This is a genomic window from Flavobacterium sp. N2820, from assembly GCF_025947285.1.
Classification (GTDB): Bacteria; Bacteroidota; Bacteroidia; order Flavobacteriales; family Flavobacteriaceae; genus Flavobacterium.
On sequence record NZ_CP110008.1, the window covers coordinates 871,627 to 890,816 of the forward strand.

Sequence of the window (19,190 nt, forward strand, 5' to 3'; positions counted from 1 at the left end):
CAGGTCAATGACCTGCTTAATGTATCCTTAATTTTTTTATTAATAACCAATTAAATATTAAATTAAGAAACACATAGTTTTAATATATTTATCCTAAAACTGTGAATGTCTCATCTATAATTGGTTAAAATTGAGAATAATAATGCTAATTTAAGATATTATAGTGATAAAACCAAATTATTTACTATAAAACATATATATTATACTGAAAACCATTGAATAAACGCCCTAGATTTTGAAATACTTACTTCATAGTAAAACAACTCGGCATTCTTTAATGATAACTCAATTCTTGAATTATTTTTGACGGTATGAATGTATTTTTTATTGATAATAAATTTTCTATTAATTCTAAAAAAATGATTATTATCAACCTCTTGTTCTATTTTTTCTAATGATTTATGAAGTAAAAACTGTCTATTTTCTGTTGTAAAAATAAACGTAGAATTGTTTTCACTAAAAAAATATAGAATATCTTTAACTTCGATTTTTTTCAAATGAGTTCCAAAAGCGACTAAATAAGAATTAATAAAAGTTGATTCTTTAAAGTTTGACCAATTAATTTCATTGTGAAAACCTGATTTTAAAGTTTCAATTTTTTCTAATAATCTATTCAGTTTGCTTTCGTCAATTGGTTTTAACAGATAATCAATTGAATTATAATTAAAGGCATTAAGTGCATATTCATCAAAAGCTGTGGTAAAAACAATTTTTGATTCAATTTTAACTTTATCTAAAATTTCAAAACAATTTCCATCGCGTAGTTTAATATCCATAAAAACTATATCTGGATGTTTGTTGTCTTTAAACCAAGCTGTTGCTTTTTTTACAGAATTCAAAACAACCAAAACTTGAAATTCATATTGAATCAAAAGTCGCTCTAAACGAATTCCTGCGGGGATTTCATCTTCTACAATTACAGCTGTCATTCTAAATTTAATATTGGCAATTGAACACTAAAACTATTCTTATCTTTTGTAATAACTATTGATGAATTGGTCAAAATCTGATATCTTTTATTAATATTATCCAAACCAGTATTCATTGAATCTGCTAAATTATTTGAATCAATTGAATTATAAATTACCAAATAATCATTTTCCGTATAAATTTTAATCTCAATTGGCTGATCTTCATCTAAATTATTATGTTTAAAAATATTATCTATCAACTCTTGAATTGATGATGATAACACGTATTGATTATCTCTAAATTCTTCAGAAATTGAAAAATTAAATCCGTTTTCAAATTTTGCTTTATAAATTTCTAAATATTCTTTGATAAATAACAATTCATCTTTAAGTAAAATAAAATCCTCATCATGCTTTTTTAAATAATGTCTGTATACGTTTGCTAAATTATGACCAAAATCAATGGCTTTCGTTGGATTAACTTCTATAAACGAAATTAAAGTATTCAAATTATTAAATAGGAAATGAGGATTAATTTGGTTTTTTAGTTCCAGATATTGTGCATCTTTTTGAATATTTTGAAGTTTTAATAGTTTCTTTTCATTGATTTGATTTCTATAGTATAAAAAAGCATAAATTGATAGCGAAGAGAACAAAGAAATTAAATAAAAAATGAGATAAATCCCTAAACGATTATTATAAAATTTGAATTCACCAATAACAAATAAAACAGTAATAAAAAATGTAGAAAGAAAAGAAACGATTGAACTGGATAGCACATTTAATAAACCGCCAAATTTTAAATAATTAAACAATCGAATGAATAGAAAAGAGAAAATAGGGACAATAATCATATAGATGATTATGAACTTGTTTAACGATATAAATTGATACAAATCATTAATATCTCTATATATCATTGATAAATACAATGTAAATTCTATAAAAATCACAGAAAGGATAAGCCAAAAATAATGATGCTTTCTATCTTCAAATTTTAAATCCGAAGTATCTTTTTTTTCTAAAATATATAAAACCAAATACTCCAAAAGAAAAATACAAATCCCAAGAATTGCCTGAGAGAAAATAGTTGAAAATCTAAAATTTAAATCTCGTAAAATAATGCTTAAAATAAATGAAAAAAAAGCAATACTAATAAATGTAGTTAAACAAACTAAAAGTAGTTTTAGAAAAAATTTGATGTTTTTTTTCATTAAAAAATCAGAAACATAAACTGAATTAAAAGCAATTATTACAAAAAAGCCTAGTGAAAAAATCGTCACAAAGGCATCTTTAAATTCATTTGTTGTGTTCTTTGAAAAAACAAAAACACCTAAAATTAAAACAAAGGGAAGAGTTGTTAATATTAGAAACTTTTTAAATAATGACATTTTAGATAGATTTTTAATTCATTTCAAAAGTCTCAATTACGCATCAAAATTCTAAAAAAATATTAGTGAATGAGCTAAATTTAATAGTGAATGAATTTACAAAACATCTAAACTTCCTTTTCCTTCACGAATAACTTCAGGTTCATAACCTGTTAAATCTATAATGGTTGAAGCGACATTATCTCCATAACCACCATCAATAACAATATCAACTTTGTTATTCCATTTTTCGAAAATTAATTCTGGATCTGTAGAATATTCTATTACTTCATCATCATCATGAATGGATGTAGAAACGATAGGATTTCCCAGCAGTTCTACAATTTGCAACGCAATATTATTAGCTGGTACACGAATTCCGACTGTTTTTTTCTTTCTGAATTCTTTTGGTAAATCGTTATTACCTGGTAAAATAAACGTGTATGGTCCTGGCAAAGCACGCTTTAAAATTTTAAAAGTCGCTGTGTCAATTTGCTTCACATAATCAGATATATTGCTCAAACTCGAACAAACGAAGGAAAAATTTGCTTTTTCTAACTTAATTCCCTTGATTTTAGCTAATTTTTCTAACGCACGAGAATTGGTAATATCGCAGCCTAAACCATAAACTGTGTCAGTTGGATAAATTACTAAACCGCCATCTTTTAAGACTTGAACTACTTTTTTAATAGCCGCTTCGCTAGGTTTATCTTCGTATATTTTTATAATTTCTGACATCTTATTTTTGTTTCAAGTTATTTTTGTTTCAAGTTTCAAGTCAATCGAAAAACTTAAAACCTTTTACCCTATTACTTCCAACTTCGCAAATCGCAATAACAATTTCTTCAATCCACCCACATCAAAACGAATTTCTGCTTTTTTATCGGCACCAATTCCTTCAATATTTACAATTTGTCCTTTTCCAAAACGTTCGTGCATTACGATATTTCCAACGTTTAAATTCGCATCGACCACATTAGAACTTCCTGAATTACTTGAAACCGGTTTTAATCGTCTAATATTAGCAGAAGAAACTGGTTCATCTCTTGTTAAATATTTTGGTGGCGTTCCTGCGGTTGGTTTTGCTAATCGTAATTTTGATTTATGAATATCACCAAAAACATCAATATCCATAACCGGTTTGTAACGATAACCCGAATCAACCGGATTCAAATATTCTAAATATTCATCGTTGATTTCTTCAATAAAACGCGAAGGTTCGCTATCTACCAATTTTCCCCAACGGTAACGTGATTGCGCATAGGTTAAATACGCTTGATGTTCGGCTCGTGTTAAGGCTACGTAAAATAAACGACGTTCTTCTTCTAATTCGCTACGGGTATTCAAACTCATGGCACTTGGAAACAAATCCTCTTCTAATCCCACAATAAACACATGTGGAAATTCTAATCCTTTTGCCAAGTGAATCGTCATCAGTGCTACCCTATCATCATCTCCTGTATCTTTGTCTAAATCGGTGGCTAAAGCTACATCTTCCATAAATTCGGCTAGCGCACCTCTTGCACCGTCGATTTCAATTTGTCCTTCAGTAAAATCTTTAATACCGTTTAATAATTCTTCTATATTTTCAATTTTGGCAATTCCCTCTGGAGTTCCGTCTTTCTTAAGTTCTTGAACCAATCCCGTTTTTTTTGTAACATGATCTGTTAAGAAAAAAGCATCTTGATTTTCGTTAATGACTTGAAAACTTTTAATCATCGTCACAAAATCATTCAACTTGGCTTTTGTACCCGAATTCAGTTTCAAATCAATTTTATCAATGTGTTCCATTACTTCAAAAATAGAACGCTTGTAATGATTGGCAGCAACCGTTAATTTTTCAACCGTTGTGTCTCCAATTCCTCTTGCTGGATAATTAATCACACGCACTAACGCTTCTTCATCTTTTGGATTAATCACCAAACGCAAATAGGCCAAAACATCTTTAATTTCCTTACGTTGATAAAACGATAAACCCCCATAAATTCGGTAGGGAATATCACGTTTACGTAACGCATCTTCCATAGCACGCGATTGTGCATTCGTACGATACAAAATTGCAAATTGTCCGTTTAACATTTGATTTTGCATCTTCTGTTCGAAAATAGTTGCCGCTACAAAACGCCCTTCTTCTCCATCGGTTAAACTACGGTGGACTTTAATTTTTGGTCCGTCATCATTCGATGTCCAAACGATTTTATCTAACTTGGTTTTATTCTTATCAATTACGTTATTCGCTGCTTCTACAATGTTTTTAGAAGATCGATAATTTTGTTCCAAACGATACAATTGTACGTTTTCGTAATCTTTCTGGAAATTTAAAATATTGTTGATATTCGCACCACGGAAGGCATAAATACTTTGCGCATCATCGCCCACCACACAAATATTCTGAAATCTATCCGATAAGGCTCTAACAATCAAATACTGTGAGTGATTTGTATCTTGGTACTCATCTACTAAAATGTATCGAAAACGATCTTGATATTTCGCTAAAACATCTGGAAAAAGATTCAATAATTCATTGGTTTTCAATAACAAATCATCAAAATCCATCGCACCCGATTTAAAACAACGTTCCACGTATTGTTGATAAATTTCACCCATACGCGGTTTTTTACTCATTGCATCGGCTTCTTGTAATTCAGGATTATTAAAATAGGCTTTAACTGTGATTAGAGAGTTTTTATACGATGAAATTCTGCCTAAAATTTGCTTTGGTTTGTAAATTTCTTTGTCCAATTGCATTTCTTTGATAATTCCACCCAAACAACGCAATGAATCTTGAGAATCATAGATCGTAAAATTAGATGGATAGCCTAATTTATCGGCTTCACTACGTAAAATTTTAGCAAAAACAGAGTGAAAGGTTCCCATCCAAAGGTTTTTAGCTTCATTAGTCCCAACAATATCAGCAATACGTTTTTTCATTTCACGTGCAGCTTTATTAGTAAAAGTTAAAGCTAAAATATTAAATGCATCTACTCCTTGACTCATTAAATTAGCAATACGAACGGTTAATACACGTGTTTTGCCAGAACCCGCTCCCGCAATTACAATCATGGGACCGTCTTTCTGCAAAACAGGTGCTTGCTGTGCTTCGTTTAATTGGCTGATATATCGCTGCATTTCTTTCATAATGTACTATAACTTTTTAACTAATTTACAAAAATACATCATGAAAAGGGTTAATACAAGTTTTTATTTTGGAGCTAGAAGTTTGGTAATTAAAGTATTTAGTTGTCAATTTAAATACTATAGTGACATTAGTTTTACTAAATCTACAAAATTGTTTCATTTGACATAGTTTATACAGAAAATGAAGTGACTTATTTTTAATTTAAGATTTGACTTTTAGAGTTTTTGAAATTTCTCAAATCTGTGTTCTCAAATCTATTTGAATTTTAATATTTTTAAACTTAATTTGCTAAATAAATTTTTGTTTAAAATGAAGTATATAAAATTATTTTTGTTTTTTATTTTTTTACTATTTAACAGTTGTATAATTCCGTCCGATTCAATGAAAACTTACATTAATCAAAGTAATCATGAAGGTATGATAGTTGGAACTATTTGTATTGAAAATAAAAGATTTGATGGTTACTATTTTAAATTTTATAATGAAATATCAACAGGTGATTTTATATATTCTGATGAAATTAAAATATTAGGTAGTAATTCAGATCACAAAATTGGAAAAAATAAATATTATCTTTTTAGTATTGTTAAACCAAAAGGAAACTATAAATTTTCTGAGATTGTACTATTTTTGAATACTGGTTATATGCAATCAACTAGATCTGCAGAAATCTCTTTACCTTTTGAAATTAAAGAAAATGAAATTAATTATCTTGGGGAGATTAAATTAAACACAAGAAAAGGAATTTTTGAATTAAACAATCAAATAGAAAGAGATAGAAAATGGTTTAAAGAAAAATTTCCACAAATAAATTTTTAAAAATGACAATCGAAGATAAATTATTAGAAATTGCGGCTTATACAATACCCGCTTTAATTACAGGTGGTGTTGCTTTTGTAATGATGCAAAAATTTTATAACAGTGAAGAAAGCAAACGCAAATTTGAATTATTACGAGAAAATCAAAAACAAGCGTTACCAATTCGTTTACAAGCTTATGAGCGAATGGTTTTGTTATTAGAACGAATTAATCCAACGCAATTATTAATTCGTGTGGCTCCAACGAGTAAAAATAAAGACGATTATGCTACTTTATTGTCGCATCATATTCAAACTGAATTTGAGCATAATTTAACACAGCAAATTTACTTAACAGCTGAAACTTGGAATATCGTATTAAAAGCAAAAAATAGTACGGTGCAAATGATTCGGAAAAATGCACTGCGCGAGGATGTTGCTGATGCTGACAAAATGAGAGAAGCAATCATGATAGAACTAACGGAATCTGAAGCACCAAGCAATATTGCGATTAGCTATTTGAAAGAAGAATTGAAAAGAGTTTTTTAAATACAAATCCCGAGTTGAAGCTCGGGATTTTTTTATGTTTATTACAATTTACAACCACATTCTGGTAGTTGTTTTTCATCGTAAATAAATTCAAAAGAAGATAATTGTACTTTTTGACTTGTAGCCTTCCAAGCTAAAATTTTATTATTCAAATATGCACCGTAAGATAAATTTTTATCGAAGTTTAAATGCAACATAGTTAGTTTTCCATCATTCGTAAAATCTGAGAATTCCTTAATAAAAGCAACAAATTCATTTCTATCAACTTCTAATCCATCAATTGTAATGGCATTATCCTTATTAAAATTAATTGTAAAATTGTGATAAGACATGTATTTATTGGCATGTTTTTTTATGAAGAACTTTGAAAACTCTTTATCATATTTATATTTTACTTCAGTAAAAGGATAAAAAGCTAATGCATTTGAAAGACTGTCAGAATAAGAAAAAACATCAATTGCATCTTTTTTAGAATGTGAACTAGTTGATTTCTTTTCTTGTAATTTTATGACTTCTGGAATTACTAATTTTAATGGTAAACGCTTATCAATATTATATACCCAGTTGGTAGAACTGATTGAATTTTTTCGGTTTACATTAATAATGGTATCTTTTTTGTTTTCGATTTCAAAAAACATATAAATTGGCGAATGATCCATAACCGTTTTCAAAACGGAAACTTCAGCCTGTGGCAATAGTACTTCTTTCTCACTACAAGAAAACAAACTCATTACCGCAACTATAATCACTATTTTTTTCATTATTTATTTTAATTTATTAACTATTTTTATACACTCAACGGCCTCTTTTACATCATGAACACGTAAAATTTTTGCTCCTTTTTGTAATGCTACCGTATTCAAGACTGATGTTCCATTTAATGCATTTTCAGGCGAATTTTCTAATACTTTGTAAATCATTGACTTCCTTGAAACGCCTACTAACAATGGTAATTCTAAAATGGATAACAATTCCATTTTTTGTAAAACTTCATAATTCTGTTCTACCGTTTTTGCAAATCCAAATCCAGGATCAATGATAATATCTGAAATTCCAAAACTTCTCGCTTTTGCTATTCGTTCCGAAAAATAAAAAATCATTTCTTTCAATATATCATCATAATTTGTCAAACTTTGCATGGTTTGCGGATTACCTCGCATATGCATCATAACATAAGGAACTTTTAAATCAGCAACCGTTGGCAACATGTTTTCGTCTAATAAACCTGCCGAAATATCATTTACAATCGCAACGCCATTATCTACCGAAACTCGCGCAACTTCAGCTCGAAAGGTATCAACCGATAAAATACTATTTGGAAATGTATTGACCAATTCTTTAATAATTGGAACCAAACGATTAATTTCTTCAGTTTCAGAAACAAATGCTGCACTTGGCTTACTTGAATAGGCCCCAACATCAATAAAATCAGCACCTTCCGAAAGCATTTTATCTACTTGATGAATGATCGAATTTATTTCTTTGTGCTTACCACCATCATAAAATGAATTGGGCGTCACATTTAAAATCCCCATTACTTTTGGAGTTGATAAATCGATTAAATTTCCGTTGCAATTGATATTCATCTTAATTTTGATTTCTTTTCACTTTTGACTTTTCACTTTTGACTTAATTCATTACTTTTGAAAAATTTCAAACAAATATACAGTAAATAATGTCGAATACTTCTCAACAATATGATAAAATTATAGCGGTTTGCCGCGAATTATTTAGTAAAAAAATGAAGGATTATGGAAGTGCTTGGCGTATTTTACGTTTGCCTTCTTTAACTGATCAAATCTTTATAAAAGCACAAAGAATTCGTAGTTTACAAGAAAATGATGTGCGAAAAGTAGACGAGGATGAAACATCAGAATTCATTGGAATCATTAATTATTGCGTAATGGCTTTAATTCAAATTGACAAAGGAATTGCTGAGCAACCAGATATGGGATTTGAAGAAGCAATTGCACTTTATGACGAAAAAATTGCATTGACCAAAACGTTAATGGAAAACAAAAATCACGATTATGGTGAAGCTTGGCGCGAAATGCGTGTAAGCAGTTTAACGGATTTAATCTTGCAAAAATTACTACGCGTAAAACAAATTGAAGATAATAAAGGAAAAACATTAGTATCTGAAGGAATTGATGCAAATTATCAAGACATGATTAATTACTCGGTTTTTGCTTTGATTCTAATGGAAAATAAATAACAAGTCGTTAACACGTTAACTTTATTGGAAGTTGTATTTTTATAAAAATTAAAAAAACCTATGAAGAAAGAAAACATTTCTTGGATTTTACGTATTATAATTTCAGCTTTATTCCTCCTTTCGGCTATTGCTAAATTATATCCTTCACCTTATTTTGCAATTTCTACTTTTGAAGTAAAACAATTGTATCCATTAGGTTTTTCAGAAGGGTTTGCTCCTTATTTTTCTAGAATTTTAATTGGAATTGAGTTTGCATTAGGAATTTGTATTTTGTTGCCTCACTATTTGAAAAAGATCACAATTCCAGCTACAATTTTATTATTGGCGGTGTTTACAATTCACTTAACATACACAACTTTTATCAGCGGAAATTCAGGTAATTGTGGTTGTTTTGGCGATTTAATTCCAATGACACCAGTTGAAGCAATCATAAAAAACATCATAGCAATTGGTTTGTTAGTTTGGTTGTTTAAATTACTTGCAGCGGATGGAACATCAAATTTTTGGTTACTAAAATCGGTAGGCTTAGGTTGTATTTTGGCTTTATTTATGGTAGCTCCAATGAAATCTTCTACCACTACTATTGATAACTCAAATTTCACTGAAGAACAAAGCATTGGAATAGTCAGCGATTCTACACTTTCAACTGTAATTCCTACCATTGAAAAAGCAATTGACTCGGTTAATAAAATTAAAGAGGAAGTAAAAATTGATGAACCTACCGCAAAAAAATCGGGTTTTGCAAACTTCTTTCCAAACATTGATAAAGACAAAAAAATCTTATGCTTCTTTGCTCCTGGTTGTGATCATTGTCAAGAAACGGCGAAACAATTAACTGAAATGAGAAAAAAAGACAAATCGTTTCCAGAGGTTTCTATTATTTTTATGGATGAAGAGGTAGATAAAATTCCAGATTTCTTTACTATAGCAGGTAAAAAATATCCGTATCAAATAGTAGATGTTATCAGTTTTTGGAATGTTTTAGGCAATACCAGAGATACGCCAGGCGTAAAATATTTATGGAATGGAAATGAAATCAAGTTTTATGACGGTATCAACGAAAACAAATTTGACGCAATTGAATTAAAGAAAACAATCAAAAAAAATTATTCAGAACTAAAAAAATAAAATCATGATAAAGAAATTATTTGCTTTAACAGCTTTACTAATTAGTATTGTGGGCTGTGCTCAAAATGAAGAAACAAACTTTAGAAAAGAAGCTTTAAGTAACGCCATGGTAACCGTAGAAAACGAGCCCATTGAATTTGCTGAAATTTTAAAAAAATACGAAGGTAAAACAATTGTAATTGACGTTTGGGCTTCGTGGTGCTCAGATTGTATTAAAGGAATGCCTAAACTAAAAGAATTACAAGTAAAATATCCAGATGCCATATATTTATTCATTTCTATGGATAAAACGTATGAAGCTTGGAAAAATGGAATTGAAAAATATGACGTAAATGGCGAACATTACCTAACTTCTGACGGAATGAAAGGTGTTTTTGGAAAATCAATTAATTTAAATTGGATTCCACGCTATATGATTGTAGACAAAACAGGTAAAATTGCACTTTATAATGTAATTGAAGCTGATGATGAAAAATTAATTAAAACATTAGAATCACTAAAATAATGAGAAAAAATATCGTAGCCGGAAACTGGAAAATGCACAAAAACCAACAGGAAACTATTGCATTATTAGAAGAAATTATCACAAAAAAAACAAATACATCTACCGAAATTATTGTAGCACCGACGTTTGTTAATTTAGCTAAAGCAGTTGAAATTACTCATGGAAAATCAATTACAGTAGCTGCACAAAACATGCACCAAGCTGAAGGTGGTGCTTTTACAGGCGAAATTGCCGCTAGTATGTTAACTGATATTGGTGTAAATACTGTAATCTTAGGACACAGCGAAAGACGTGCTTATTTTCATGAAACAGATGCTTTATTAGCAAGTAAAGTCGATACGGCATTAAAACACGATATGCGTGTAATTTTTTGTTTTGGTGAAGAATTAAAAGACCGTCAAAGTGATAATCATTTTAATGTGGTTGAATACCAATTGAGAGATGGATTGTTTCATTTGGATAAACAAAATTGGTCAAATATTGTATTGGCATACGAACCCGTTTGGGCAATTGGAACTGGCGAAACCGCTTCTCCAGAACAAGCACAGGAAATGCATAAATTTATTAGAACTTTAGTAGAAAAAGTATATGGATTTGACATTGCTGACAACTTAACAATTTTGTATGGTGGAAGTGTAAAACCAGAAAATGCAAAAGAAATTTTCTCAAAACCTGATGTGGATGGCGGATTAATTGGTGGTGCTGCATTAAAAGCAGATGACTTTTTGGCCATTGTAAACGGTTTTTAATTTTTTTGGAACACAGATGACACAGATTTTAAATTCTCTTTAATTTCATAAATCTGTGTTCCAATAAATAAAAGAAGGAATGATAAATCTAGAAATTTCCAACTACAACAACTCGCAATCAGCAGAAGACCAATTAATTTGCGACTTGCTTGCCAAAGAAATCAATTTGCATTTGGCTGAAGCCGAAAATAAAATTTGGCACGCACATCCTGTTTGGTTTTTAGAAGGTAATCCAATCGTTGGTTATAGCAAGCAAAAACTAGGAATACGATTAATGTTTTGGAGCGGAAAATCGTTTGAAGAGCAGAAATTGAATGTTATAGGGAATAAATTTCAAGATGCGTCTATTTTTTATAATTCCGTTGAAGAAATCGACGTTGTGAATTTGGAAAATTGGCTCAGAAAATCGCGCGAAATACAATGGGATTACAAAAATATTGTAAAACGAAAAGGCATTTTAGAACGATTAAAATGATTCATTTTATCATAAAAAAAACGGAAACAACTAAGTCGTTTCCGTTTTAAAATCTAATCTTTTAAAAATTAGTTTTTCGAATACACTTGGATACCACCATTGGCATCTCTTAACTTTAATTCTGTAAGCGTTAAATTAACAATGTCTCTTGTTGTACTTACACCGTCAACAACAGTTGTTAAATTATTGTGTGATCTTGAGTAAATACCTTCTTTAGTATATATAGCACAAGGAGCCAACGTTGAATCATAATCACCTTCCTCAAGAGTATTATCGGTATTAAGATCTAAATAATCTTTATTACAACCGCTTTCATTTTGAGGGGCATCAACCAAAACTTCTTGCCCATTAACCGTAGAACCTACTTGAGTAATATTCCATTTTGCAGCTAAAGGCGCAAGTGTTTCACCTTCATTATCATCATCACTACAAGAAGTTGCTACTAAGCCTAAACTTAATAATAAGGCGAATAATTTAATTCCGTTTTTCATTTTGATCTATTTTTATGTTAGGTGTAAATGTACTCCTAGCCTTTTCAATTTATGTTACACATATAAATTTATAATTTACATGATTCACTTTAAGAAAAACTAAATCAATAACTTATAGAGGCTTAATCTAAAAAACACAAAAATATTTCTTAAAAATAGATGCAAAAAAAAGCTCCGATTTTCATCAGAGCTTTATCTACTTTTTATTTGTATACCGATTCTTTTTTGAAATGTTTTGCTAATAAATAATAAACCACAGCTCTGTATTTATTTTTATTAGATTTTCCATATTGTTCAATTACAGCAGCAATACCTTTATCTAAATCTGCGCCATCTTTTAAACCTAATTTTTTGATTAAGAAATTATTCTTAACTGTTGCCAACTCTTTTTCGTCAGAACCAGAAACCGTTGAAGAATCAGCATTGTAAATTGATGGACCACAACCAATAACTACTTTAGTTAAAAAATCCATATCAACACTTACGCCACATTTCTCTTTTAAATCAGCTGCGTATTTTGCAATTAATTCATCTCTTTTACTCATAATGAAAACTTTTTAGGGTGATTAATAATCTCAAATTTAAACATTTTTTTTAACAAATGATTTAAATAATTATTATTTTTTTAACGCTTTAAAGAAGTCCAATATGATACTATCGTTGCTTTTTTCTGGAGTAAAAATTTCTAAAATTGTAGGTTTTTGATTAGAATTTAAAAAAGATGTAAATGAAGTGGTCAAACTATTTTCATCGGATGCGCTATAATAATCTAAATCATACATTTTTGCTAAATGCGAAGCGTTTAAATGATGTGAAGTTTCAAAATAAGTAGTAAAGGTCTCGGTTTCTTGATGTCCGGGCAAAATTCTAAAAATTCCACCACCTCCATTATTCAGCAAAATAATTTTAAAAGTTGAAGGGATATAGTTATTCCATAAAGCATTACTATCATATAAGAAACTAATATCTCCTGTTATGAAAATTGTAGCTTTATTATTTACCACCGATGCGCCAATTGCCGTTGAAGTGCTACCATCAATTCCACTCGTTCCTCTATTACAAAAAACAGCAACAGTTGTATCCAAATCAAATAACTGAATATAACGAATGGCAGAACTATTACTCACTTGTAATTGAGTATTTTTAGGCAAATTTTGACTAATAAAATCAAAAACTTTAAAATCAGAAAACGGAACAGTCTTCGTGTATAATCTATGTTGCACTACTCTACTTTTCCAAACAGTTGCTATTGAAGATTTATAGTCACTCTCAATTGATTTTTCATTTAATAAATGACTAAAAAAAGTATTTGGAGAAGTTTTAAAATGTTGCGATAAGGCACCATAGGTATCATAGGCACGCAGTTCATCAACATGCCAATGTTCTTGTGGTTGATATTTTCGCAAAAACGATTTAATGCGTTTTGAAACGACCATTCCACCAAAAGTTAAAAGAATTTCGGGCTGAAAAACTTCAAAATCTTTGTCTGAAAAAGGGGTAATTAATGTATCTATTTGGTCTATAAATGAGCTATGATGCAAATTCGATGTTTTTTCGGTTAAAACCACAATACTTGCATCGTTTCCTAAACTATCAACATATTTTTGTTCAACTAAATTGGGAAACAACTCTCCTACTAAAACTAATTTTTTTGAAGCATTATCCCATTTTTGCTTGAAATTGGCATCAAAAATAAAATCGCTCTTACTACTATCCTTCTTTGTTATAGTAGGAAAATAAGTCCTTTCTGAGACAGTTTCGTACAAAGGCTCTTCAAACGGAACATTAACATGCACCGGTCCTTTTTTAATAATGGAAATCGAAATGGCTTCTTGAATCAAAACGTCATTTGCTATAGATGCATTTTCATTCAAATTTGCATTAAACAAACTATGATTGGCAAAAACATTTTCTTGACGAATGGTTTGACCATCACCAATATCAATTTTACTTTGTGGTCTGTCAGCCGAAAATACTATCAACGGAATTTGACTGTAAAACGCTTCTGCAAACGCTGGATAATAATTTAACAATGCTGAACCCGAAGTACAAACGACTGCAACAGGCTTCTGAATTTGTTGTGCAATTCCCAACGCAAAAAAAGCAGCACAACGCTCATCAGCTATACTGTAACATTTAAAATAAGGATTGTTTGTGAAACCAATAGTTAAAGGTGCGTTTCTTGAACCTGGTGAAATTACAATATGTTGGACTCCTTTTTGTTGGCAAATTTCAAGAATACTTTGCGCTAAAGGAATTTTTGGATACATCATTTTTATGCAGCTAAATGAATTACAAATTTACAAAGATGTGCCGATTTTTAGTACTTTTACACAATTATTTATAATGAATATGGATATCCAGATTAGAAACTACCAAACCAAAGATTGTACGGCTATTTTAGCGATAATTAATGAGGCGATTTTAAATTCTACAGCGCTGTATGATTATCATCCAAGAAGTCTAGACCATCAAATTGCTATTTTTGAAGATAAAATTTCAAAAGGTTTTCCTGTTATTATTGCCGAAATGAATAACGAAGTGGTTGGCTTTGGATATTATAGTGAATTTCGTTTCAGAGAGGCTTATAAATTCACAGTGGAACATTCCGTTTATGCGCATAAAAACTGTATTGGAAAAGGAATTGGAAAATTATTATTGTCCGAATTAATTCAGCTAGCAAAATCACAAAACTTACACACCATGATTGGCGTTATCGACTCTGAAAACACAAACAGCATCGATTTTCATAAAAAATTTGGATTCGAAAATGTAGGTTTTATCAAAGAATCTGGATTCAAATTTGATAGATGGTTACATTCGGTTTTCATGCAAAAAATACTTTAAAATAGTAAACAGTCGCAGTCACAGTGGGCAGTTATTAACCTTCTCACTGAAAACTGCGACTGAATACTGATTACTAACTATTTTCCTTCAATCCAATTTACGATTTCAGCATCAGTAGGAAGTACTCTTGGCGAAATTACTTTTGCTAATTCTCCGTTTTCATTGATTAAGTATTTTTGGAAATTCCATTCGACATCGCTGTCTTGCAATCCGTTTTTAGCTTTCTGCGTTAAAAATTGATACACTGCATGCATATCGCTTCCTTTTACCGAGATTTTACTCATCATTGGAAAAGTAACACCATAATTCTTTTGACAAAAAGTAGCAATTTGTGCATTACTTCCAGGTTCTTGTGAACCAAAATTATTCGCAGGAAAACCTACAATTACAAAATTTTGATCTTTATACTTTTCGTAAATCGCTTGCAACTGTTCATATTGAGGCGTTAAACCACATTCTGAAGCAGTATTGACTACTAAAATTTTCTTTCCTTTTAATGAAGCAAAATCAAAAGCATTTCCATCTAAATCTTCTACTTTAAATTGATAAATCGTTTCTGCTGACATAGGTGTTGTGATTGCTGTTGCCGAAGTTGTTTGGTTTTTTTGTGCCTGATTTTGACAACTATAAAACAAAGCCACTACCGAAAACAAGGTTACTAATTTCTTCATCTTTTTTATTTCAAATTTAAGGCTTTTAAACACATTTTTTGCTAAACATTTCATAAAACACTCACAAACACCAATATGACTTGTCATGCTGAACTTGTTTCAGCATCTTGAAATATTGAGAAGCTGAAACGAGTTCAGCTTGACAGTTACTCATACTTACTACTTCTTAATATGTTTTCTGTACGGAAAATAAGCCAAGGCTGAGATTATAGCGACTAGTATTGCAATGTAAATGTAATATGTAACATTTTGTTTTTCTCCCGAAGCATAGCTATGTAAACCACTTAAATGGAAATTTACCCCAAAATAGGTCATTACAATAGAAGCAAAAGCAAAAACACTCATTACATTATATATCCATCTTCCTCGTAAAGCGGGAACAAATCGTGCGTGGATTACAAATGCATAAATCATAATACTAATTAACGCCCAAGTTTCTTTTGGATCCCAACCCCAATAACGACCCCAACTTTCATTAGCCCATTGGCCACCAAGGAAATTTCCGATGGTTAACATAACCAAACCTACGGTTAACGCCATTTCATTGATATAAGTGATTTCGTCGATGCTCAATTTCATTTTTTCTTTGTTCCTGTCATTCGTAAAAATCATTAAGAATAAGGCTACTAAACCAAGTATCATTGCCAGAGCAAAAGGGCCATAACTACCTACAATTACCGCTACGTGAATCATTAACCAATACGAATTCAATACAGGTTGTAAATTTCCAATTGATGGATCCATCCAATTCCAGTGAGCAATCATTAAAATTATGGCTGTAACAAATGCAGTTGAAGCCACAGTAAGCTTGGAATCTTTCCCAAAAGCTAATCCAAAAAACATGGTTGCCCAAGCTACATAAATCATACTTTCATAAGCATCGCTCCAAGGTGCGTGACCAGATATATACCATCTAACAATTAATCCAGCTAAGTGCAACACGAAAAACAAACCTATTAATCCATGAAAAACATTGATAATTGTTCGTATTAATTTTGAATCATTAAAAATTTGGACAATACAAAAAATTAGCATAAAAACACCTGCCATCATATACATGTAATACAATCGCTTGAAAATATCATATTTATTGTACATAATTTCAGAATTGATTTTACTTTCTGAAAGCATTACAGTTGCACCGTATTTATTTTGATATTGCGTTAAACCGGTAAGCAAACTATTGGCTAATTTATAATCGTTACTTTGTGTTGCTTTATCTACAGCATTCAAATAGAAAGGCATCACATTTTTAATCGAATCTAACGAAGTGCCTGTGGGCTGATTCACTTCTAAAAATGAAACCCATTTCTTTGCTTTATCACCCGGAATTGGGAAAACTTTTAAAATTTGACCACTTAAAGCGGAATATAATAAGTTAACTTTTTTATCTGCTTCAATAAAATCTTTTTGAAATTGATTTGGAACAGGTTCTTTGTAAGCTGCATCTAAATAATTAGCTAATTTATACCCTCCAGCTTCATCAAAAAAGGCAACTAATGGTGCGTATTTTGCATCTTTTTCAACGCCAATTAATTTACGAATACTGTCATTCCCCCTTTTTAAATAAATAATTGGCAAATTATACCAATATTGAGGATATTGTGTCATTGATAAAAAAGCTTGATCAGAATTCATACCTTCATAAGTATCGCTCTTAGAAACTTTACGAAGTAATTCAGATGAAAACGTATTAATAGGCTTCATTCGACCGTTATCTTGAATAACAACTTTTCCAAATTGAGACGCGTGTTCTTCTGAAACCACATATTTTTTTAATAATGTAAGCGTTTCTTCTTTACTCGGCTGGTGATTGTGTTGTGCAAAAGTCAATGAAGAAAATAAAATCAATACAATACTTAATAGTTTTGATTTTTTGATTTTGACTTTTTCTAATTTTTCTTTCAAACTGGCAAAACGACTACTTTTTGTGAATAAAATTGCCATCATACCAAAGTATAATAAGAAATAACCAATGTAAGTAATCCAAGTTCCCCAAAAATCATGACTAACCGATAATTGCGTTCCTTTTTCATCTGGATCAAAACCGGCTTGAAACAATCGATAACCTCTATAATCCAATACGTTATTCATAAAAATACTATCTTTAAAGGTATTCTTTTTTTCAGCATCTTGTACTTCGATTTTACTCTTAAAAGCGGAATAACTTTTTTCAGTTCCAGGATATTTATCGGCAATAAAATCATCTAATTTAATATTGAAAGGCGTGTTGTAAATTTTACTACCAAAAAATAATGTAAATTCTAAATCGCCTATTTTTACACTTTGTGGAATACCTTGTTTTCCTCTCGCACCAACTAAGGTTAAGATTTCTTCTTTGCCTTGTGTTTTAATTTTAACTTTTAAAGCATCATCGGTTTGTTTGTCTTTAAAATCGTTATTAGATTTAAAAACCAATTCCCCTTTAATTGCTGGTTCTGGAAACACAAATTGTGCGCCACCGATGTTATACAACGAACGCAACATCAAGGGTTGTACAGCATCTTTTACTACTTTCCCTTGTAATTTATCTGCCATTCGCATAAAATCTCCTTCAAAAGGCGTTTGAATCGTATACGCTTCACTGATTTTGGTAATATTAATAGCACCCTCTGTATATTTATTAAACGCAAAAAGTACATTATGCAAATTTTGAACTTCGCCTTCTTTTAAATAATGTTCATGACGCGTTCCTCCACTCGATTCAACCATTTTAAGCATCAACTTCCCATTTTCAGAGGCAACAACTGTTTCGGTTGCATTCAAAATAAATTCTTTATGTTCTACTTCAAATGGAATACCACTAAACTTTTCATTAATTGAAAAATGATTATCCGCAAACAGATTTAAAAACCAACTTTCTTTTACTTCTGGTGCTAAAATTAAATCTCTTTCAAAAGTTTTACGTCTCATTTCACCCTGATAGTCACCGTCAACTAATACCGTTAAATAAGGCTTATCTGAATAAATAATATTTGCCGATTCACCTTCTCTGATAGGCATCATTCCTTCATAACTTATGTAACGAGTAACAAAAGCACCTACAATAATTAAGATAAAAGAAAGATGTAAAATTAAAGTCGCCCAATTTTCTTTTTTATGCAATTGATAACGTTTGATGTTGCCTATGAAATTGATTACAAAAAAAACCATGATGGTTTCAAACCACCAAGCATTATAAATAATTACACGAGCTGTATCAGTATTAAATTCGTCTTCAATAAAAGTACCTGCTGCCATTGCAAATGCAAACAAAATAAATAAGACAGCCATTAAACGGGTTGAAAACAAAAAGGAGAATATTTTTTTTTCCATGAGATATAGGAATTCTGTTTTTTTTAAA

The 19,190-nt window shown here is 30.4% G+C and carries 19 protein-coding genes; 8 read left to right on the plus strand and 11 right to left on the minus strand.

The window, feature by feature from the left end; translation table 11 throughout:
* Positions 1–200: 200 nt before the first annotated feature.
* From OLM52_RS04105 to OLM52_RS04120, 4 genes are all read right to left on the minus strand, one after another.
* On the minus strand, positions 201–929 hold the full coding sequence (locus OLM52_RS04105; RefSeq protein ID WP_264549877.1) for a LytR/AlgR family response regulator transcription factor: 729 nt from the start codon (positions 927–929) through the stop codon (positions 201–203).
* Positions 926–2,302 (minus strand): sensor histidine kinase, encoded by a 1,377-nt coding sequence (locus tag OLM52_RS04110; protein ID WP_264549878.1) that lies wholly within the window; start codon positions 2,300–2,302, stop codon positions 926–928. Before OLM52_RS04110 ends, OLM52_RS04105 begins: the two co-directional genes overlap by 4 nt.
* A 96-nt stretch (positions 2,303–2,398) precedes the next feature.
* Positions 2,399–3,019, minus strand: coding sequence for an L-threonylcarbamoyladenylate synthase (locus OLM52_RS04115; RefSeq protein ID WP_264549879.1), 621 nt, complete (start codon positions 3,017–3,019; stop codon positions 2,399–2,401).
* Between the two features lie 63 nt (positions 3,020–3,082).
* A complete protein-coding gene (locus OLM52_RS04120; RefSeq protein ID WP_264550517.1) occupies positions 3,083–5,410 on the minus strand; it encodes an ATP-dependent helicase in 2,328 nt (775 codons plus the stop codon).
* 391 nt (positions 5,411–5,801) lie between these two features.
* Here OLM52_RS04120 and OLM52_RS04125 point away from each other — a divergent pair, with 391 nt between their 5' ends.
* A complete protein-coding gene (locus OLM52_RS04125; protein WP_264549880.1) occupies positions 5,802–6,239 on the plus strand; it encodes a hypothetical protein in 438 nt (145 codons plus the stop codon).
* Positions 6,240–6,241: 2 nt separating this feature from the next.
* Positions 6,242–6,766, plus strand: coding sequence for a hypothetical protein (locus OLM52_RS04130; protein WP_264549881.1), 525 nt, complete (start codon positions 6,242–6,244; stop codon positions 6,764–6,766).
* Between the two features lie 41 nt (positions 6,767–6,807).
* On the opposite strand, the gene OLM52_RS04135 is transcribed toward OLM52_RS04130, so the two are convergent.
* A complete protein-coding gene (locus tag OLM52_RS04135; RefSeq protein ID WP_264549882.1) occupies positions 6,808–7,527 on the minus strand; it encodes a hypothetical protein in 720 nt (239 codons plus the stop codon).
* Positions 7,528–7,530: 3 nt separating this feature from the next.
* A complete protein-coding gene (gene folP, locus OLM52_RS04140) occupies positions 7,531–8,352 on the minus strand; it encodes a dihydropteroate synthase (protein WP_264549883.1) in 822 nt (273 codons plus the stop codon).
* 89 nt (positions 8,353–8,441) lie between these two features.
* Here folP and OLM52_RS04145 point away from each other — a divergent pair, with 89 nt between their 5' ends.
* From OLM52_RS04145 to OLM52_RS04165, 5 genes are all read left to right on the plus strand, one after another.
* A complete protein-coding gene (locus tag OLM52_RS04145) occupies positions 8,442–8,981 on the plus strand; it encodes a DUF1599 domain-containing protein (protein ID WP_264549884.1) in 540 nt (179 codons plus the stop codon).
* Positions 8,982–9,041: 60 nt separating this feature from the next.
* Complete coding sequence (locus tag OLM52_RS04150) at positions 9,042–10,109, plus strand: MauE/DoxX family redox-associated membrane protein (protein ID WP_264549885.1); 1,068 nt, start codon at positions 9,042–9,044, stop codon at positions 10,107–10,109.
* Positions 10,110–10,113: 4 nt separating this feature from the next.
* Positions 10,114–10,614: a TlpA disulfide reductase family protein gene (locus OLM52_RS04155; protein WP_319800219.1), complete on the plus strand. Its 501-nt coding sequence runs from the start codon at positions 10,114–10,116 to the stop codon at positions 10,612–10,614.
* Complete coding sequence (gene tpiA / locus OLM52_RS04160) at positions 10,614–11,363, plus strand: triose-phosphate isomerase (protein WP_264549886.1); 750 nt, start codon at positions 10,614–10,616, stop codon at positions 11,361–11,363. Before OLM52_RS04155 ends, tpiA begins: the two co-directional genes overlap by 1 nt.
* 79 nt (positions 11,364–11,442) lie before the next feature.
* Positions 11,443–11,838 (plus strand): DUF1801 domain-containing protein, encoded by a 396-nt coding sequence (locus tag OLM52_RS04165; RefSeq protein ID WP_264549887.1) that lies wholly within the window; start codon positions 11,443–11,445, stop codon positions 11,836–11,838.
* A 68-nt stretch (positions 11,839–11,906) separates the two neighbouring features.
* Here the strand turns inward: OLM52_RS04165 and OLM52_RS04170 are convergent, their stop codons facing one another.
* From OLM52_RS04170 to menD, 3 genes are all read right to left on the minus strand, one after another.
* Positions 11,907–12,329, minus strand: coding sequence for a lipocalin family protein (locus OLM52_RS04170; protein ID WP_264549888.1), 423 nt, complete (start codon positions 12,327–12,329; stop codon positions 11,907–11,909).
* A 203-nt stretch (positions 12,330–12,532) separates the two neighbouring features.
* Complete coding sequence (locus tag OLM52_RS04175) at positions 12,533–12,874, minus strand: DUF2853 family protein (protein ID WP_264549889.1); 342 nt, start codon at positions 12,872–12,874, stop codon at positions 12,533–12,535.
* Positions 12,875–12,946: 72 nt separating this feature from the next.
* Entirely contained in the window at positions 12,947–14,602 is a 1,656-nt protein-coding gene (gene menD / locus OLM52_RS04180) for a 2-succinyl-5-enolpyruvyl-6-hydroxy-3-cyclohexene-1-carboxylic-acid synthase (protein WP_264549890.1), read from the minus strand.
* Between the two features lie 79 nt (positions 14,603–14,681).
* Here menD and OLM52_RS04185 point away from each other — a divergent pair, with 79 nt between their 5' ends.
* A complete protein-coding gene (locus OLM52_RS04185) occupies positions 14,682–15,176 on the plus strand; it encodes a GNAT family N-acetyltransferase (protein WP_264550519.1) in 495 nt (164 codons plus the stop codon).
* A 77-nt stretch (positions 15,177–15,253) separates the two neighbouring features.
* Here the strand turns inward: OLM52_RS04185 and OLM52_RS04190 are convergent, their stop codons facing one another.
* Together OLM52_RS04190 and ccsA are read right to left on the minus strand one after the other, a co-directional pair.
* Positions 15,254–15,847, minus strand: a complete 594-nt coding sequence (locus tag OLM52_RS04190; protein WP_264549891.1) for a glutathione peroxidase — start codon at positions 15,845–15,847, stop codon at positions 15,254–15,256.
* 159 nt (positions 15,848–16,006) lie between these two features.
* Positions 16,007–19,162 (minus strand): cytochrome c biogenesis protein CcsA, encoded by a 3,156-nt coding sequence (gene ccsA / locus OLM52_RS04195; protein ID WP_264549892.1) that lies wholly within the window; start codon positions 19,160–19,162, stop codon positions 16,007–16,009.
* Positions 19,163–19,190: the final 28 nt, after the last annotated feature.

Coding starts and splice junctions, on each gene's coding strand:
- OLM52_RS04105 (WP_264549877.1), bottom strand. CDS start 929: ATGACAGCTGTAATTGTAGAAGATGAAATCCCCGCAGGAATTCGTTTA.
- OLM52_RS04110 (WP_264549878.1), bottom strand. CDS start 2,302: ATGTCATTATTTAAAAAGTTTCTAATATTAACAACTCTTCCCTTTGTT.
- OLM52_RS04115 (WP_264549879.1), bottom strand. CDS start 3,019: ATGTCAGAAATTATAAAAATATACGAAGATAAACCTAGCGAAGCGGCT.
- OLM52_RS04120 (WP_264550517.1), bottom strand. CDS start 5,410: ATGCAGCGATATATCAGCCAATTAAACGAAGCACAGCAAGCACCTGTT.
- OLM52_RS04125 (WP_264549880.1), top strand. CDS start 5,802: ATGAAAACTTACATTAATCAAAGTAATCATGAAGGTATGATAGTTGGA.
- OLM52_RS04130 (WP_264549881.1), top strand. CDS start 6,242: ATGACAATCGAAGATAAATTATTAGAAATTGCGGCTTATACAATACCC.
- OLM52_RS04135 (WP_264549882.1), bottom strand. CDS start 7,527: ATGAAAAAAATAGTGATTATAGTTGCGGTAATGAGTTTGTTTTCTTGT.
- folP (WP_264549883.1), bottom strand. CDS start 8,352: ATGAATATCAATTGCAACGGAAATTTAATCGATTTATCAACTCCAAAA.
- OLM52_RS04145 (WP_264549884.1), top strand. CDS start 8,442: ATGTCGAATACTTCTCAACAATATGATAAAATTATAGCGGTTTGCCGC.
- OLM52_RS04150 (WP_264549885.1), top strand. CDS start 9,042: ATGAAGAAAGAAAACATTTCTTGGATTTTACGTATTATAATTTCAGCT.
- OLM52_RS04155 (WP_319800219.1), top strand. CDS start 10,114: ATGATAAAGAAATTATTTGCTTTAACAGCTTTACTAATTAGTATTGTG.
- tpiA (WP_264549886.1), top strand. CDS start 10,614: ATGAGAAAAAATATCGTAGCCGGAAACTGGAAAATGCACAAAAACCAA.
- OLM52_RS04165 (WP_264549887.1), top strand. CDS start 11,443: ATGATAAATCTAGAAATTTCCAACTACAACAACTCGCAATCAGCAGAA.
- OLM52_RS04170 (WP_264549888.1), bottom strand. CDS start 12,329: ATGAAAAACGGAATTAAATTATTCGCCTTATTATTAAGTTTAGGCTTA.
- OLM52_RS04175 (WP_264549889.1), bottom strand. CDS start 12,874: ATGAGTAAAAGAGATGAATTAATTGCAAAATACGCAGCTGATTTAAAA.
- menD (WP_264549890.1), bottom strand. CDS start 14,602: ATGATGTATCCAAAAATTCCTTTAGCGCAAAGTATTCTTGAAATTTGC.
- OLM52_RS04185 (WP_264550519.1), top strand. CDS start 14,682: ATGGATATCCAGATTAGAAACTACCAAACCAAAGATTGTACGGCTATT.
- OLM52_RS04190 (WP_264549891.1), bottom strand. CDS start 15,847: ATGAAGAAATTAGTAACCTTGTTTTCGGTAGTGGCTTTGTTTTATAGT.
- ccsA (WP_264549892.1), bottom strand. CDS start 19,162: ATGGAAAAAAAAATATTCTCCTTTTTGTTTTCAACCCGTTTAATGGCT.